This is a genomic window from Micromonospora sp. NBC_01655 (assembly GCF_026339755.1).
In the GTDB taxonomy this organism is placed as follows: domain Bacteria; phylum Actinomycetota; class Actinomycetes; order Mycobacteriales; family Micromonosporaceae; genus Micromonospora.
Genome location: NZ_JAPEQF010000001.1, coordinates 1683774 through 1700120, shown reverse-complemented (window position 1 = coordinate 1700120; position 16347 = coordinate 1683774). Strand labels below are relative to the sequence as shown.

Genomic DNA, 16347 nt, shown 5'->3' with positions numbered 1-16347 from the left:
GCCGGTCAGCCTAGGGCCCGCTGTCCACCGTCACGGCGACGATCGCGGCGGCCACCTCGCCGGGCAGCTCCCGGTGCAGCAGGTGCCGGGCGTCGCGGAGCACCACCTGCCGCCCGGCCGGGAAGGCGGCGGCCAGCGCCGCGTGCCCGGACCGCCAGGCCCGCCGGGCGCGGGAGCCGGGCAGGTCACCGAGGGCGGTCAGCACCCGCACCGGCAGGGCCGGCGCCGGGACGTGCCGGCGCAGCTCGACCAGGTCGGCGGCCACCGTCGGGTGCGCGAGCCACTCGACCAGCACGGCGGTCAGCACCGCGCCGTCGCCGTACGCGCGCCGGGCCGCGGCCCGCCACGCCGGGTCGGGGGGCGCGGCGGCCAGCCGGCGTACCGCCCGCTCCCACCCCCACGGGCCGACCCGGCGGGCCAGCCCGGTCCGGTCCAGCAGCACGGCGAGCCCCGGCCCGGCGACGCCGGCCAGCCAGGCGGCCCCGGCGGCGACCGCCGCGAGCCCGGCCGGGGGCGGGCCGGCCACGCTCGGGTCGACCAGCACCAGGCCGGCCAGCCGGTCCGGACGCAGCCGGGCGTACGCCTCGGCGGGCAACGCCGCCGCCGAGTGCGCCACCAGCACCACCCGGCCCGGCCCGGCCGCCCCGACCACGGCCGCGATCCGGGCCACCTCCCCGGCCAGAGTCGGCGGGCACCGCCCCGCCGGCAGCGTGCCGAGGCCGGGCCGGTCGAACCGGAGCACCCGGTGCCGGCCGGCGAGCAGCGGCACCAGCCGGTCCCAGGCCCCGGAGTCCTCGGCCATCCCGGCGCAGAGCAGCACCGCCGGCTCGCCGGAGCCGTCCACCCGCACCCCGGGCGGCAGCCGCCCGGGCACCGGGTCCCCGGGAGCCGGAGTCCGCCCGGGGCCGCCGACCGGCCCGCCGGGCCGGCCGGTCACCGGCCCCGCCCCGGGTCGCCGCCGTCGCGCCCGGCCGGTCGGCCGGTCACGGCGCCCGGGCCGGGGACGGCCGCCCCGGCGGCGAGCAGCAGCCAACCGGACAGGCCCGCGAGTTGGACCCGCTGCCAGAGACCGAGCAGCTCACCCGGGCGGGCCACCTCGACCAGGGTGCCGGCCGTCCCGACCAGCAGCACGCCGGCCACCAGCAGCGCCCACCGGTGCCGGGAACCGGTCGCCCCCCGGGTGGCCGCCAGGAACGCCAGCAGGGAGAACAGGGCGGCGGCCACCGCCACCGACGAGGTGACCGTGTGCGTCTGGTGGCGCAGCGACACCTCGCCCAGTTCCTCCAACCGGGCGCACGCGGCGTCCCGCGACGGGGAGCAGTCCATCGTCGCCACGCCGCCGTCCAGGGCGGTCGCCGCCCCGAACAGCGCCACCCCCGCCCAGGCCGCCCGGGGCCAGCCCCGGGCGCGCCGCGTCAGCGCCGTCCCGGCGGCCGCGGCCAGCAGGCCGGTGGACAGGTCACCCAGGCCGAAGACCAGGTGGTACGGCTGGTCGCGGGCGGCCAGCTCGCTGGCGTACCCGGTGAGCGGGCCGAGCGCCGGGTTGAGCAGCGGCCCCAGCAGCCAGGACGCGTAGAGCACGGCGGCCAGCCCCAGCGCCGCCACCGGCCACGCGCGGCCGGCCCGGACCGGCCTCACGCCGCCCCGCGCTTCCCGCCCGGCGCCGGCATCCGCGCGTCCCGCGTCCCCGCCCCGCGCTTCCCGCCCGGCGCCGGCATCCGCGCGTCCCGCGTCCCCGCCCCGGCCGGCGTCGTCACGACGACTCGCGGACCAGCGGGAAGGGCAGCGTCTCCCGGATCGACCGCCCGGTCAGCAGCATCACCAGCCGGTCCACGCCGAGGCCGAGGCCCCCGGTGGGCGGCATCGCGTACTCCAGGGCGGTGAGGAAGTCCTCGTCCAGTTCCATCGCCTCCGGGTCGCCGCCGGCCGCCCGCAGCGACTGCTCGGTCAGCCGCCGCCGCTGCTCGGTCGGGTCGACCAGCTCCGAGTACGCGGTGCCCAGCTCCATCCCGAACGCCACCAGGTCCCACCGCTCGGCCAGCCGGGGGTCGTCCCGGTGCTGCCGGGTCAGCGGCGAGACGTCGGTCGGGAAGTCCAGGTAGAACGTGGGCACGTCGGTGCGCGCCTCGACCAGCCGCTCGTACAGCTCCAGCAGCACCGCGCCGCGCCCCCACCCCGGGTCGTACGGCACGCCGGCGGCGTCGCAGAGCTTGCGCAGGGCCGCCACGCCGGTGTCGGCGGTGACCTCCTCGCCGAGCGCGGCGGAGACCGCCTCGTTGACCGTGCGCACCGGCCACCCGCCGCCGATGTCGACCGGCTCGCCGGTGCCGGGCCGGCGGGCCGTCGGCGCGCCGTGCACCGCCACCGCCGCCGCGACGATCAGCTCCCGGGCCAGCTCCCGCATGGTGTGGTAGTCGCCGTACGCCTGGTACGCCTCCAGCACCGTGAACTCCGGGTTGTGGGTGGCGTCGACGCCCTCGTTGCGGAACGCCCGGCCCAGCTCGTACACCCGCTCGACGCCGCCCACGGCGAGCCGCTTGAGGTACAGCTCGGGGGCGATGCGCAGGCTCAGCCGCAGGTCGTAGGCGTTGCTGTGGGTGACGAACGGGCGGGCGTTCGCGCCGCCGTGCACCCGTTGCAGGATCGGCGTCTCCACCTCCAGGTAGCCCCGGTCCACCAGGGACCGCCGCAGGCTGCCCAGCGTCGCGCCCCGGGCCCGCAGCAGCTCCCGGGCGCCCGGGTTGACCGCCAGGTCCAGGTACCGTTGGCGGACCCGGGCCTCCGGGTCGGCCAGCCCCCGGTGCTTGTCCGGCAGCGGGCGCAGGCACTTGGCGGTGAGCCGCCAGTCGGCGACCCGGACCGACACCTCGCCGCGCCGCGTCGCGTACACCTCGCCGGTCGCGCCGACGTGGTCGCCGATGTCGACGGCGGCCCGCCACCGGCCCAGGTCGCGCTCCACCAGCAGTTGCAGGTCGCCGCTGCCGTCCCGGACGGTGGCGAACAGCACGCCGCCGTGGTCGCGGACCAGCAGCACCCGCCCGGCCACCGACACCGTCTCCCCGGTCCCGGTGTCCGGGGCCAGCCCGGCGTGCCGGGCCCGCACCGCCGCGCAGTCGTCGGTGCGGGCGAACCCCGCCGGGTACGGGTCGACCCCGGACGCGCGCAGCCGGTCCAGCTTCGCCAGCCGCACCCGCACCTGCTCGGAGCGCTGCTGCGGCCGGTGCTCCCCGGCGGCCTCGGGGGCGACCGCGTGCACCGCGCCCGCCTCCGGCGGCACGAAGCCCACCCCGCCGCCGGCCGGCGGCACCCCGTGCAGCGGGGCGGGCCGGCCGCCGGGCAGCGCGACGAAGCCCTCGGCGACGGCCGCCGCCAGCCCCACCCGGGCCAGCTCCCGGCGCTCGGCGAAGCAGAGGTAGCGGGGCGCCCAGTGCGGCTGGTACTTGGCGTTGGACAGGTACAGCGACTCCAACTGCCACCAGCGGGAGAAGAACAGCAGGGTGTGCCGCCAGAGCCGGATCACCGGGCCGGCCCCGATCCGGGCACCCTGCTCGAAGACCGACCGGAACACCGCGAAGTTGAGCGAGACCCGCTCGACGCCGAGCCTCGGCGCCGCCCCGAGCAGCGCCGCCACCAGGAACTCGGTGACCCCGTTCTCGGCGACGCGGTCGCGGCGCATCAGGTCCAGGGAGAGCCCGTCGGCGCCCCACGGGGTCAGCGACAGCAGGGCGCGTACCCGGCCGTCGCCGTCGCGCGCCTCGACCAGCGCGCAGTCGCCGTCGGCCGGGTCACCGAGCCGGCCCAACGCCATCGAGAAGCCGCGCTCGTGGTCGGTGTCCCGCCAGGCGGTGGCGAGCCGGGCCAGCTCGGCCAGCTCACCGGCGGGGATCTCGGCGTGCCGGCGCACCCGGGCGGTGTAGCCGGCCCGCTCCACCCGGTGCACCGCCTGCCGGACCGGGCGCATGTCCCGCCCGTCCAGGTCGAACTCGCGGGCCAGCAGGATCGCCTCGTCGCCCAGGTGCAGCACCTTCAGCCCGTGCCGCTGGTACGCCCGCGCGCCGGCCTCGCCCGCGCCCATCACCGCCGGCGTCCAGGCGTACGCGCGGGCCTGGTCGAGCCACGCCTCGATGGCCGGGCCCCACGCCTCCGGGTCGCCCAGCGGGTCGCCGCTGGCCAGGCTGACCCCGTTGACCACCCGGTAGGTGACGGCCGCCTTGCCGCTGGGCGAGAAGACCGCCGCCTTGTCCCGGCGGGTGGCGAAGTAGCCGAGCGAGTCCCGCCCGCCGTGCCGGGCCAGCAACTCCCGGATCCGCTGCTCCTCGTCGGCGTGCAGCACGGCGGCAGCGCGCTGCGACCGCAACAGGGTGAACAGGCCGGCCACGAAGGCCACCGCACCCAACCCGCCGAGCAGCAGGTTCACCCAGCCGGGGGCCTGCCCCTGCCGGGTGACGTCCAGGCTGATCGCGCCGCCGAAGACCTTCTCGATGGCGTACCCAAGCCGGTCCAGCCAGCTACGCAGGCTGCCGGGGACGGCGGTGAGCAGCAGGTAGCCGACCCCCACCGAGGCGACGGCCAGCCCGAAGAACACGGCCAGGGCGCGGCGCGTGCTGCCGCTGCGCACCCGGGCGTAGAACTCCCGGCGGGCGGCGACCAGCAGGGCCAGCGCCCCGGCGGCGAAGCCGATGCCGACCCAGACGCCGACGGTCTCCACGGCGCTGAACAGCCGCCGGCCGGCGTCGTCGGTGAGCCGGTTCGCCCCGACCAGCAGCAACAGCCCGCCGGCCAGCACGCCGACGGCGAGGCTGAGGGTGAAGTAGACGACCAGCACCCAGTACGCCAGCCGCTTGCGGCGCAGCACCGCCGAGGCGAGGGTGCCGAGGAAGACCGCGTACGCCAGGTTGGCCGGCGCGGGCAGCAGCAGCGTGTCGACGGCGGTGCGGACCGGCTGGATGTCGGAGCGGACGGCGCTGCTCACCGCGGCCAGCGCGCAGACCGTGGCGATCACCCAGAGCAGGGTGGCGAAGGCCCGGGGCACCTGGCGGCGCCAGTCCCGGTGCACCCGCCGGGCGTCGGTCACCGCCCCATGGTAGTCCCGCCGGCGCTCCCGCACCTGGTGGGGAATGCTCCGTTGGCCCGGTAACGCGAACGGCGCGGCGGCGGGCGACACGCGGGCGGCGGCGTTTCCCCGCCCCGACACTGTGGGTAATGGCCGGTCGACGTCGCGGCACGGCGCCGCGACGGCTGCGGAAACGGACGGTGAGGGCGATGAGCGGTTCAGTGGCGCAGCGGGAACGGGACGCGGCCCCGGGCGGCACCGACCTGCTCACCGTCGGCGTGGAGGAGGAGTTCCTGCTCGTCGACCCGCACACCGGTACCGCCGTGCCGGCCGTGGATCTGGTGCTGGAGCAGGTGCCGGCCGAGCTGCGCGGGCAGGTGGAGCGCGAGTTCCAGACCAGCCAGATCGAGATCGGCAGCCCGCCGGGGCTGGAGCTGTCGTCGATCCGGCACTCACTGGGGGTGCTGCGCCGGGCGCTGTCCGAGGCGGCCGAACAGGCCGGCGTACGGGTGCTGGCCATCGGCACCGGCCCGGTCGACGGCCCGGTGCCGCCGGTGGTCGACAAGCCCCGCTTCGACCGGATGATCGAGCGGTTCCGGCTCCTGGTGCCCGGCCCCGGCAACAACGGCATGCACGTGCACGTCGGGGTGCCGGACGCCGAGACCGGCGTGCAGTTGCTCAACCACGTCCGGCCCTGGTTGCCGATCCTGCACGCGGTGACGGTCAACTCCCCGTTCTCGGCCGGCGTGGACACCGGCTACGCGAGCTGGCGCTCGGTGGAGTGGGAGCGGTGGCCGTCGGTGGCGCCGACGCCGTTCCTGGAGTCGCACGAGCACTACCAGCGGCTGATCCGGCAGCTCATCGCCAGCGGCGTGATGCTCGACGAGGGGATGCTCTACTGGTACGCCCGGCTGTCGGCCAGGTACCCGACGGTGGAGCTGCGGATCGGCGACGTCTGCCCGTCGGTGGACGACGCGGTGCTGGTCGCCGCCCTGGTCCGGGCCCTGGTGGCCACCGCGATGACCGACCTCGCCGAGGGCCGGCCGCCGGTCCGCACCGACCACCACCTGCTGGTCGCCGCGCACTGGCGGGCCGCCCACGACGGCCTGGAGGGCGACGGCGTCGACCTCGCCGACGGTGAGCTGCGCCCGGCGTGGGAGCTGCTGGACCGGCTGGTCGACCGGCTGCGCCCGGAGCTGGAGCGGCACGGCGACCTGGCCGAGGTGACCGACCTGCTGGGCGGGCTGCGCCGGCACGGCACCGGGGCGGCCCGGCAGCGGGCGGTCTTCGCCCGCACCGGGAACCTGGTCGACGTGGTGCGCGACGTGGCCTGCCAGACCCGTGGCTGAGCGCGTCGACCGGCCGGCCGGTGCGCGGCGGGACGGGCTCCACGGCGAGCGGAGCGTGACAGGATGGTCAGCGTGACGCAACGGTTGGTCGTCATCGGCGGGGACGCCGCCGGGATGGCGGCGGCCTCCCAGGCGCGGCGCCGCCGGGACCGGTCGGACCTGGAGATCGTGGCCTTCGAGCGGGGGCACCACACGTCGTACTCGGCGTGCGGCATCCCGTACTGGATCAGCGGGCTGGTCCCGGACCGGGACCTGCTCGTCGCCCGCGCCCCGGCCACCTTCCGCGACGAGTTCGACATCGACGTCCGGGTGCGGCACGAGGTGACCGCGATCGACCTGGACCGCCGGGAGGTGGTGGCCCTCGACCTCGACCGCGGCGGCGAGGTCCGCGAGCGGTTCGACGACCTGGTGTACGCCACCGGCGCGGTGCCGACGAAGCCCGCCTGGGCCGACCCGGACATGGACGGCGTCTTCGGCGTGCAGACCCTCGACGACGCCGGAGCCCTGCGTGACTGGCTGGACGCCGATCCGGCGCCCCGGCGGGCGGTGGTGGTCGGCGGCGGCTACATCGGGGTGGAGATGGCCGAGGCGCTGGTCCAGCGCGGGCTGTCGGTCACCCTGGTCGAGAGGGCCGACCAGCCGATGTCGACCGTCGACCCGGACATGGCCGCGCTCGTCGCGACGGCCATGCGCGGCATCGGCATCGACATCCGTACCGGCGTGGGGGTGACCGGGCTCGACCGGCGCGACGGGCGGGTGTCCGCCGTGGTCACCGACGACGGGCCGGTGCCGGCCGACGTCGTGGTCCTGGGCCTGGGGGTACGCCCCGACACCGCCCTCGCCGAGGCCGCCGGCCTGCCGGTCGGCCCCACCGGCGGGATCCGGGTGGACCGGCGGATGCGGGTGGCCGGGGTGCCCGGGGTGTGGGCGGCCGGCGACTGCGTGGAGAGCCTGCACCTGGTCAGCGGCCTGCCGGTGCACGTGCCGCTGGGCACCCACGCCAACAAGCAGGGCCGGGTCGCCGGGATCAACCTCGGCGGCGGGTACGCGACCTTCCCCGGCGTGATCGGCACGGCCGTGACCAAGGTCTGCGAGCTGGAGGTGGGTCGCACCGGCCTGCGCGAGCGGGAGGCCACGGCCAGCGGCTTCGAGTTCGTCTCGGTGGTGGCCGAGTCGACGAACCGGGCCGGCTACTACCCGGGGGCGCGGCCGATGACGGTGAAGCTGATCGCCGAGCGCCCCAGCGGGCGGTTGCTCGGCGCGCAGATCGTCGGCTGGTCGGAGGCGGCCAAGCGGATCGACACCCTGGCCGTGGCGCTGTGGAACGGCATGACGGTGGACGAGATGACCGCCCTCGACCTCGGCTACGCCCCGCCGTACGCCCCGGTCTGGGACCCGGTGCTGATCGCGGCCCGCAAGGCCGTCGACGCCCTCGACCGCGGCCGGGGATAGACCGTTCCTTGTCGGGGGTCGCGGTTAGCGTGTGCGCGCTGTCGCGGTGCCGGGTCCGGCGCCCCTCCCCCTCGAAAGGCACCCCCATGTCGCAGGAGACGACCTACCTCGAACTGTCCGAAGTGGACGGTGCGGCGCACAAGTTCTACGAGGTGGTGGTGGACGACACGACGATGACCGTTCGCTACGGCCGGATCGGCGACCAGGGGCAGGTGAAGACCACGGCCTTCCCGGACAACGCCCGTGCCCGCGCCGCCGCCGCGAAGAAGATCGGCGACAAGGTCCGCAAGGGGTACGCCCCGGCGGTGCCCGGCGCCCGCCAGAAGCGGCCGGTCTCCCGCCGGCAGATCGTCAGCACCCGCTCGACCGCCCGGACCGCCCCGGTGCTGTGGCGGTACGCCTCGGGCGCGCCCGCGTTCGGCATCTTCGTCGACGGGCAGCACTGCATGGTCGGCAACGAGCACGGGGTGATCACCACCCTCGACCACGACGCCCGGGTGCTGAACCAGGTCCGGCTCCCCGAGGGGGTGAAGTGCATCGTCGCCGACGACGCCTGGATCTACGCGGGCTGCGACGACGGCAACGTCTACGACCTCTCCGGCAAGGTGCCCCGGGTGGCGTACGCGATCACCCCGGAGATCGACATCTACTGGCTGGACATCCACGACGGGGTGCTGGGCGTCTCCGACGCCGACGGCGGGATCGCCGCGATCGACCACGAGGACGAGTTCCTCTGGCGGCGGCCGGGGCGCGGCCGGTCCGCGTGGATGGTGCGCTGCGACGCCGACGCGCTCTACCACGGCCACTCCCAGGGGGTGACCGGCTACGACTGGCGCACCGGGCGGGAGCTGTGGCACACCCGCACCGGGTCGGTGCTCTTCGGCTGGCAGGAGCGGGACGCCGTGTTCGCCGGCACCGGCACCCGCGAGGTGGTGCGGCTGCGCAAGGACGGGCACACCGAGCGGTCGTACCGCTGTGACGCCCCGGTCTTCTCCTGCGCCACCGCCGAGGACGGACGGTACGTCTTCGCCGGCGACAACCAGTCCTCGATCTACTGCTTCGACGCGGCCGGCAACCGGCTGTGGAAGCTCGGCACCGGCTGCGGCTCGGCGTTCTCCATGCAGTACCACGACCAGCGGCTCTACGTGGTCACCACCGCGGGCTACCTGGCCTGCGTCGACGCGAGCGAGCCGGCGATCCGGGCCGCCGAGCAGGGCAGCGTGCCGGAGGTGGTGGACGTCAAGGCCCCGGCGCGGCTGCCCGAGCCGGCGGCCTGGACCACGGTGGAGGTCGCCACCGACGACCAGGGTGGCGTGGTGGTGCAGTGCGTCGACGAGGGCGGCCGGCTGCGCGTCCACGTGCTCTCCGCCGGCTACCAGCGCGACTGGTCGGTGCAGTTCCCCAAGGGCATCCGCGAGGCGGGGGCGCGCTACCTGGTCACCGAGGTCCGCCAGGCGGGCCGGGGCGGCTTCTACCGGGCGTACGGCGACATCCGCCGGTTGCGCTGAGCGCCGGGCGGCGGCCCGCTGCCCGGGCTGCCTCCGGTCACGCCGCGGCCTGGTTGATGATGGTCCGATGGAGACGGAGCTGGAGATCCCCGAAGGGCTGGGCTGGGTGCGGCGGACGCCCGCCGGCCGATCCTGGCTGTCGGCGCTGCCCGGCCTGCTGGCGGAGTGCGTCGAGCAGTGGGGGCTGCGGCTGGGGCGGCCGTTCCCGTACGCGTTCGCCTCGCTGGCGGTGCCGGTGGAGTTGCCCGACGGCACCCGGGCGGTGCTCAAGCTCCAGTACCCGGACCCGGACAGCGAGCACGAGGCCACGGCGCTGGCGCGCTGGGCCGGCGACGGGGCGGTCCGGCTGCTCGCGCACGCCCCGGCCCGGCGGGCGCTGCTGGTGGAGCGCTGCGACCCGGGCACGCCGCTGCACGCCGTGGCAGCCGACGAGGCGCTGGACGTGATCGCCGGGCTGCTGCCCCGGCTCTGGCGGCCCGCCGGCTCGCCGTTCACCCCGCTGGCCGAGGAGGCCGCGGGCTGGCGGGAGCGGATGCCGGTCAAGTGGGAGCGGCTCGGTCGCCCGTTCGAGCGCCGGCTGCTGGACACCGCGCTCGGGCGGCTCGCCGAGCTGACCAGGACGCAGGGCGAGCAGGTGCTGGTCAACCAGGACCTGCACGCCGGGAACATCCTGCGGGCCAGCCGCGAGCCCTGGCTGGTGATCGACCCGAAGCCGCTGGCGGGTGAGCGCGAATTCGGTGTGGTGGCGATCGTCCGCGGTCAGGAGCTGGGCCACTCCCCGGCGGCGGTGCGGCGCCGGCTGGACCGGCTCACCGCCGAGCTGGGCCTGGACCGGGAGCGGGTCCTGGGCTGGGCCGTCGGGCACACTCTGGCCTGGAGCATGGACGAGGACGTCGTCTTCGCCGACCAGGTCGAGACTGCCCGCTGGCTCGCCGGACTGCGCTGACTCGCGGACCTGGGCCGGTCAGCGCTGGCAGGTGGGGCACCAGTAGAGGTTGCGGCCGGTCAGGGTGCCCCGGCGCACCTCGTCGCCGCAGACGTGACAGGGCTGGCCGGGGCGGCGGTAGACGTACACCTCGCCGCCGTGCCGGTCGACCCGGGGCGCCCGGCCGGTGGCCTCCGGCAGGTGGGCGTCCCGGACGGTGTCGATCCGGCCCACCTCGACGGCCCGGGTCATCAGCGCCACCAGGTCCGCCCACAGTTCCCGCCAGAGCACCGGGGTCAGCTCCCGGCCGGGCCGGGTGGGCGGCAGCCCGGCCCGGAACAGCGCCTCGGTGACGAAGATCAACCCCGTGCCGGCCACCACCGACTGGTCGAGCAGCAGCGCCGCGAGCGGGGTCGGGCTGCGGGAGATCCGGGCGTACGCGCGGGCCGGGTCGGCGTCGGCGCGCAGCGGGTCGGGGCCGAGCCGGTGGCGCAGCGCCGCCACCTCGGGCGGGGTGAGCAGCTCGCAGGCGGTGGGGCCGCGCAGGTCCAGCCAGTGCGCGTCACTGGTCAGTCGCAGCCGCACCTGACCGACGGGCGGCGGCGGCTCGCCCGGCCCGTCGGCGAACTTGCCGTACAGGCCGAGGTGCACGTGCAGGGTCAGCTCGTGCGCGTAGTGGTGCAGCAGGTGCTTGCCGTACGCCTCGGTGCCGTCCAGGACGGTGCCGGACAGCCGGGCGGCGCCCTCGGCGAAGCGGCCCTGCGGGCTGGCGGCCTGCACCTTGTCGCCGACGAACAGCTCGGCGTGCCGAGCGGCGAGCCGGTGAATGCTATGTCCCTCAGGCACGCCCGCCACGGTATCCCCCGACACCACCCACCCGACTGCCCCGACTGCCCCGACTGCCCCCGCCCGACTGCCCCACCGCCCGGCGGCCTCACCGCCCGGCGCCCGCCCGACGCCTGTGGGCGGTCCCGCCCGGGCGCGGGTCACGGGCCACACAGTCCGCGCTGATACACGGAATGCTTCTCCATGACCATCTTGATCATCCGTTCCGATTTCTGCCTCGTCCAGGGCCCGCGCCTCCAGGTCCGCCCAGACCTGGGCGCAGGCCGCCCAGCGCGGCCACGTCGCGCGGGTGGCCGAGCTGGGCGGCCATCGCGACCCGGTCCGGGATGGGGCGGCGCAGCACCACCTCGCTGAGCACCACCCGCAGCGCCGGCGCGGCGGGCAGCCGGCGGACCGGGATGCCCTGCCGCTGCCACCGGACCGCGATCAGCCGCTCCCGCTCGGCGGCGCCCAGGGCCGGGGTCTTCCGGCGGAACGGCTCGGCGGCGTACTCCCGGGTCTGGAACAGCCCTGGGATCAGCTCGCCCCCGTATCCGACGGCCGCACCGCCCCCGCGCCGACCGCTGGACGGCCGATCCGTTCCCGACATCAGCTCCACAGGACACACGGCGGCCCCCGTCGACCGGGCGGTGCGGCGTCGGGGGTGGGGCCACCCGGACCGGTGACCGGGGTGTCGGCGGCTCGGCGGTTGGGTACCTCGGCGGTTGGGTACCTCGGCGGTTGGGTACCTCGGGGGTATGACCGCGTGGCTGCCCCTGGCGCTGCCCAGACTTCCATGCACTGATCAGGAGGTGACGAGGTGAAGATTCCTTCGCTGTTGTCGCGCCGGAGCGAGCCGGCGACGACGTACGACAGCAACGGCGACGGCCGCGTCGACGGGTTCGCGGAGGCCGTCGCGACGGACACCAGCCGCCCGGTCGGCCAGCCGGTGCTCACCGACCGCGGCGACGAGCAGGCGACGTACCGCCTCGACCGGGACCGCACCGCCGAGCGGCCGTCGCCGGCAGACCGCACCGCCGAGCGGCCGGTGCCGGCAGCCCGCACCGCCGCCGACGCCGAGACCCGGTCGGAGCTGACGCCGCAGCCGGAGCTGAAGCCGCGGGCCAGCCTGCTCGCCACCCTCGGCCTGATCGTCGGCGTCGCCGGGGCGCTCGCCGTGCTCACCGGGACCCTCGCCGGATACGGCATCGCGGTCGGTGCGCTCGGCGCGGTGCTGTCCGTGTTCGGCCTGCTCGCCACCCGCCGCCGGCACATCGCCGGCAAGACCGACGCCCTGTTCGGCATGGCCTTCGGCCTCGCCGCCGTGGTCCTCGGCGTGCTGGCGATGACCGGCCAGTTCGACTGGCCGACCACCGACGGGGACTGGGTACAGCGACTGCGGGAGTGGCTCGACTCACAGGTTGTCGATCGGTTCTGACGGCAGATTCCCGCTCGCCGGCGGTTCGCCGGGCGGGGTGGGGTGGGTGGGGCGCTGATCGACGACCGGGGCTGCGCAACGAATCGCCGGATGGTGCCTGCTATACGCAATGATCGGCCGGTCGACGCAAGTTCCACTGGTGGATGTCGTCGACGCCCGCCGCATACGGTTGGGCAACGGCGCCAGCCCCGTGGGCCGAAGGTGGCCGGGGCGCGCCCGAGCCCTGGGAGCAGGACAATGACGATGGACGCCACCAGCCAGCGCTTCCTGATGTGCCGGCCGACGTACTTCGCCGTCGACTACGCGATCAACCCGTGGATGGACCCGACCGCCCCGGTCGACACCGACCTGGCGATCCGGCAGTGGGAGGAGCTGCGCGGGATCTACCGCGAGCTGGGCCACACGGTCGAGGAGATCGCCCCGCTGCCCGGCCTGCCCGACATGGTGTTCGCCGCCAACGGCGGCACCGTGATCGACGGCCGGGCGATGGCCGTGCAGTTCCGCGACCCGCAGCGCGCCGACGAGGCCCCGGCCTACCAGGCCTGGTTCGAGGCCGCCGGCTTCGAGATGTACGACCCGAAGCACGTCAACGAGGGCGAGGGCGACATCCTGCTGGCGGGCGACGTGCTGCTGGCCGGCACCGGGTTCCGCACGGCACACGCCGCGCACGCCCAGTTGCAGGAGGTGTTCGGCTATCCGGTGGTTACCATGCAGCTCGTCGACCCGCGCTTCTACCACCTGGACACCGCGCTGACCGTGCTCGACGAGCGGACCGTGGCGTACCTGCCGGAGGCGTTCTCCCCCGGCAGCCAGGCCGTGCTGCGCCGGCTGTTCCCGGACGCCGTCCACGCCACCATGGCCGACGCGGAGGTGCTCGGGCTGAACGCGGTCGGCGACGGCCGGCACGTGGTGCTGCCCGCGCAGGCCACCGGCCTGGCCGCGAAGCTGCGCGACCGGGGTTACGAGACCATCGGCGTCGACCTGTCCGAGCTGCGCAAGGCCGGCGGTGGACCGAAGTGCTGCACGTTGCGGCTCCGTCAGGGAAAGGCGAGCAAGTGATCGTGGACGACATGCTGCGGACGCCGGGCGAGGTCCGGGACGCGGAGCGCTACACCGCGCACAACTACCACCCGTTGCCGGTGGTGATCACCTCTGCCGAGGGCGTCTGGCTCACCGACGTGGACGGGCGGCGCTACCTGGACTGCCTCGCCGGTTACTCGGCGCTCAACTTCGGCCACCGGCACCCGCAGCTCGTCGCCGCCGCGCACGCGCAGCTCGACCGGCTGACCCTCACCAGCCGGGCGTTCATCCACGACCAGTTCGCCGACTTCTGCCGGGAACTGGCCGAGCTGTGCGGCAAGGACCTGGTGCTGCCGATGAACACCGGGGCCGAGGCGGTGGAGACCGGGATCAAGGTGGCCCGCAAGTGGGGCTACCAGGTCAAGGGGGTGCCGGCCGGGCAGGCGAACATCGTCGTCGCCGAGGGCAACTTCCACGGCCGTACCACCACCATCGTCAGCTTCTCCACCGACGAGGACGCGCGGGCGGACTTCGGGCCGTACACCCCGGGCTTCACCGTCGTCCCGTACGGCGACCTGGACGCGCTGGCCGCCGCGATCGACGAGAACACCGTCGCCGTGTTGCTGGAGCCGATCCAGGGCGAGCAGGGCGTCGTGGTGCCGCCGGCGGGCTACCTGCCGGGCGTACGCCGGGTCTGCACCGAGCGCAACGTGCTCCTCGTCGCCGACGAGATCCAGTCCGGCCTGGGCCGGACGGGGGCTACCTTCGCCTGCGAGCACGAAGGCGTGGTGCCGGACATGTACCTGCTGGGCAAGGCGCTCGGCGGCGGCATCGTGCCGGTCTCCGCGGTCGCCGCGAACGCCGACGTGCTGGGGGTGCTCAAGCCCGGCCAGCACGGCTCGACCTTCGGCGGGAACCCGCTGGCCTGTGCCGTCGCCACCGAGGTGGTCCGGCTGCTGGCCACCGGCGAGTTCCAGCGCCGCTCGGCCGAGCTGGGCGAGCGGTTGCACGCCGGCCTCCAGTCGCTGGTCGGCAAGGGGCTGGTCGCCGTCCGGGGCCGGGGCCTGTGGGCCGGCCTGGACATCGACCCGGCGCTGATGACCGGCCGGCAGGCCTGCGAGCGGCTGATGGAGCGGGGCGTCCTGGCCAAGGACACCCACGGCTCGACGATCCGGCTGGCCCCGCCGCTGGTGATCACCGCCGAGGAGATCGACCAGGCCGTCGCGCAGCTCGCCGCCGTGCTGGCCGGCTGATCCACCCGTACGCGAACGGCAGGCGCCGGGACCACGGTCCCGGCGCCCGCCGTCGTCGGCCCGCCCCCGGCGGCCCGGTCTCAGGGCCGGGGCAGGCGCATCGCCATGGTGGGGGCCTCGGCCATCACCGAGGTGGGGGTGAACGGGGCGCCCGTCGGCAGTTCGTCGGCGCGGCCGACCTGCACCCCCGGGTACAGCTCGACCATGTCGTTGGCGCTGAGCACCCGGGACTGCTGCGGCTTCAGCGGAATCCGGTCCGGCTCGGCCATCGAGCCGCCGGGACGCACCCCGGAGCCGTTGGTGCTGATGTCGGTGACGATCACCTCGCCGACCCGCAGCTCGAACCGGACGTGGGCGCGGCTGATCCAGCGCCGCGCCTCGTCGTTGAGCCACTGGCCGAGCACGATCCCGCCCTGCGGCTCCGGCGCGCGCCCGACCAGCACCGACTGCCCCTCGGTGAGCACGAACCGGCGGCGGATCAGCCCACCGATGCGTACCGCCAGCACCTCGGTACGCGGGCGCGGCCCGGCGTCGCCGAGCCGGGCGCCGTGCCGGGGACAGGTCGGCGCCCCGCCGCGCAGGGTGGGCGGGGGCTGGCCGGCCGGGGCCCGCTCCACCCGGGCCAGATCGGCGAAGGCGCCGCCGCCCCCACCGGCGCCGAACAGGGCGCAGCCCGGCTCGGGGCAGCGCCACTGCCGGGCGAGCAGCTTCGCGCCGGTGGCCGAACGGGTGCCGGCGACGGGCACGTTGCCGCCGCCGACGTGGCCGATGAACACGGGCCCGCCCGCGCCGGGCACCGGGGCCAGCACCCGGCCGGGCTGCTCGGCCACCCACGGGAACCGGCCGCGCAGGCCGTCGAAGCGGGCCCGGCTGAGCACCGGCAGCCCGAGCAGGTCGGCCACCTCCAGCATCCGGTCGCCGGGGTTGTCGAGCACCTCCACCAGGCCGTCGTCGGCCCAGCGGCGGACCACCATCCGCTCGTTGGACGTCAGGTCGGCGTCGGAGAGCAGCGCCCGGTGCACGATCGCGTAGACCGGGACGCTGTCCTCCTCCAGGTCGCGGGCGAGCGCGTCGATCACCATGCCGAGCCGCAGCAGGCTCGCCGGCCGGCCGCCGTCGAGGTCCTGGTACCGGATCACCTCGGCCAGGTCGAGCACGGCCCGGGCCAGCGACGGATCGGTGCAGACCCGCCCCTCGATGGCGTCGAGCACCTTGCTGATCTCGAATCTCATCGGGCACTCCGGACGATGTCGTCGATCCGCCGCGCCAGCTCCAGGTCACGGTGGGTGACCCCGCCGGCCGAGTAGGTGACGCAGCGGAAGGTGAGGGTCCGCCACCGGATGTCGATGTCGGGGTGGTGGTCCAGCTCCTCGGCCACCACGGCGACCCGGTCGACCACCGCGACGGCCGCCGGGAAGCTGCCCAGCTCGGCGGTGCGGCTGATCCCGGTCGGGTCCCCCGTCCAGTCCGCCAGGCCGCCCAGCCCGTCTCGCACCGCCTGCGCGGTGAGCACGTCTGCCATGG

The 16347-nt window shown here is 75.8% G+C and carries 14 protein-coding genes; 7 read left to right on the top strand and 7 right to left on the bottom strand.

What is annotated here, in order from left to right; genetic code table 11:
- Positions 1 to 10 precede the first annotated feature (10 nt).
- The 3 genes from OOK41_RS08055 to lysX form a co-directional block, all read right to left on the bottom strand.
- Positions 11 to 937 (bottom strand): alpha/beta fold hydrolase, encoded by a 927-nt coding sequence (locus OOK41_RS08055; protein WP_266263648.1) that lies wholly within the window; start codon positions 935 to 937, stop codon positions 11 to 13.
- Positions 934 to 1638 carry a DUF998 domain-containing protein gene (locus tag OOK41_RS08050; protein WP_117665441.1) on the bottom strand — a complete coding sequence of 235 codons (705 nt, stop codon included), beginning with the start codon at positions 1636 to 1638 and terminating at the stop codon, positions 934 to 936. Before OOK41_RS08050 ends, OOK41_RS08055 begins: the two co-directional genes overlap by 4 nt.
- 115 nt (positions 1639 to 1753) lie before the next feature.
- A complete protein-coding gene (gene lysX, locus OOK41_RS08045; protein ID WP_266263646.1) occupies positions 1754 to 5074 on the bottom strand; it encodes a bifunctional lysylphosphatidylglycerol synthetase/lysine--tRNA ligase LysX in 3321 nt (1106 codons plus the stop codon).
- A gap of 179 nt (positions 5075 to 5253) precedes the next feature.
- On the opposite strand from lysX, the gene OOK41_RS08040 reads away from it, so the two are divergent.
- The 4 genes from OOK41_RS08040 (at position 5254) to OOK41_RS08025 (ending at position 10308) form a co-directional block, all read left to right on the top strand.
- Entirely contained in the window at positions 5254 to 6402 is a 1149-nt protein-coding gene (locus tag OOK41_RS08040) for a glutamate--cysteine ligase (RefSeq protein WP_117665439.1), read from the top strand.
- 72 nt (positions 6403 to 6474) lie between these two features.
- Positions 6475 to 7854, top strand: coding sequence for an FAD-dependent oxidoreductase (locus OOK41_RS08035; RefSeq protein WP_117665539.1), 1380 nt, complete (start codon positions 6475 to 6477; stop codon positions 7852 to 7854).
- Between the two features lie 86 nt (positions 7855 to 7940).
- Positions 7941 to 9362 carry a WGR domain-containing protein gene (locus tag OOK41_RS08030; RefSeq protein ID WP_117665437.1) on the top strand — a complete coding sequence of 474 codons (1422 nt, stop codon included), beginning with the start codon at positions 7941 to 7943 and terminating at the stop codon, positions 9360 to 9362.
- A 67-nt stretch (positions 9363 to 9429) separates the two neighbouring features.
- Positions 9430 to 10308 (top strand): aminoglycoside phosphotransferase family protein, encoded by an 879-nt coding sequence (locus OOK41_RS08025; RefSeq protein ID WP_266263644.1) that lies wholly within the window; start codon positions 9430 to 9432, stop codon positions 10306 to 10308.
- An 18-nt stretch (positions 10309 to 10326) separates the two neighbouring features.
- Here OOK41_RS08025 and OOK41_RS08020 read toward each other — a convergent pair whose 3' ends face one another.
- Together OOK41_RS08020 and OOK41_RS08015 are read right to left on the bottom strand one after the other, a co-directional pair.
- Positions 10327 to 11133 (bottom strand): Fpg/Nei family DNA glycosylase, encoded by an 807-nt coding sequence (locus tag OOK41_RS08020; RefSeq protein ID WP_266263643.1) that lies wholly within the window; start codon positions 11131 to 11133, stop codon positions 10327 to 10329.
- A 196-nt stretch (positions 11134 to 11329) separates the two neighbouring features.
- Positions 11330 to 11722, bottom strand: coding sequence for a Scr1 family TA system antitoxin-like transcriptional regulator (locus OOK41_RS08015; protein ID WP_266263642.1), 393 nt, complete (start codon positions 11720 to 11722; stop codon positions 11330 to 11332).
- A gap of 210 nt (positions 11723 to 11932) precedes the next feature.
- Between OOK41_RS08015 and OOK41_RS08010 the strand changes: the two genes are divergently transcribed.
- The 3 genes from OOK41_RS08010 (at position 11933) to rocD (ending at position 14823) form a co-directional block, all read left to right on the top strand.
- Complete coding sequence (locus OOK41_RS08010) at positions 11933 to 12550, top strand: DUF308 domain-containing protein (RefSeq protein ID WP_266263641.1); 618 nt, start codon at positions 11933 to 11935, stop codon at positions 12548 to 12550.
- Between the two features lie 243 nt (positions 12551 to 12793).
- Positions 12794 to 13609: a dimethylargininase gene (ddaH, locus tag OOK41_RS08005; RefSeq protein ID WP_266267753.1), complete on the top strand. Its 816-nt coding sequence runs from the start codon at positions 12794 to 12796 to the stop codon at positions 13607 to 13609.
- Positions 13609 to 14823: an ornithine--oxo-acid transaminase gene (gene rocD / locus OOK41_RS08000; protein ID WP_207892605.1), complete on the top strand. Its 1215-nt coding sequence runs from the start codon at positions 13609 to 13611 to the stop codon at positions 14821 to 14823. The genes ddaH and rocD overlap by 1 nt, the downstream gene beginning before the upstream one ends.
- 80 nt (positions 14824 to 14903) lie before the next feature.
- Here the strand turns inward: rocD and OOK41_RS07995 are convergent, their stop codons facing one another.
- The gene (locus OOK41_RS07995) at positions 14904 to 16055 is read right to left on the bottom strand and encodes an FHA domain-containing protein (RefSeq protein ID WP_117665425.1); all 1152 of its coding nucleotides are present in this window, start codon (positions 16053 to 16055) and stop codon (positions 14904 to 14906) included.
- A complete protein-coding gene (locus tag OOK41_RS07990) occupies positions 16052 to 16345 on the bottom strand; it encodes a 4a-hydroxytetrahydrobiopterin dehydratase (RefSeq protein ID WP_266263640.1) in 294 nt (97 codons plus the stop codon). Before OOK41_RS07990 ends, OOK41_RS07995 begins: the two co-directional genes overlap by 4 nt.
- Positions 16346 to 16347: the final 2 nt, after the last annotated feature.

Coding starts and splice junctions, on each gene's coding strand:
- OOK41_RS08025 (WP_266263644.1), top strand. CDS start 9,430: ATGGAGACGGAGCTGGAGATCCCCGAAGGGCTGGGCTGGGTGCGGCGG.
- OOK41_RS07990 (WP_266263640.1), bottom strand. CDS start 16,345: ATGGCAGACGTGCTCACCGCGCAGGCGGTGCGAGACGGGCTGGGCGGC.
- ddaH (WP_266267753.1), top strand. CDS start 12,794: ATGGACGCCACCAGCCAGCGCTTCCTGATGTGCCGGCCGACGTACTTC.
- OOK41_RS07995 (WP_117665425.1), bottom strand. CDS start 16,055: ATGAGATTCGAGATCAGCAAGGTGCTCGACGCCATCGAGGGGCGGGTC.
- OOK41_RS08030 (WP_117665437.1), top strand. CDS start 7,941: ATGTCGCAGGAGACGACCTACCTCGAACTGTCCGAAGTGGACGGTGCG.
- OOK41_RS08015 (WP_266263642.1), bottom strand. CDS start 11,722: ATGTCGGGAACGGATCGGCCGTCCAGCGGTCGGCGCGGGGGCGGTGCG.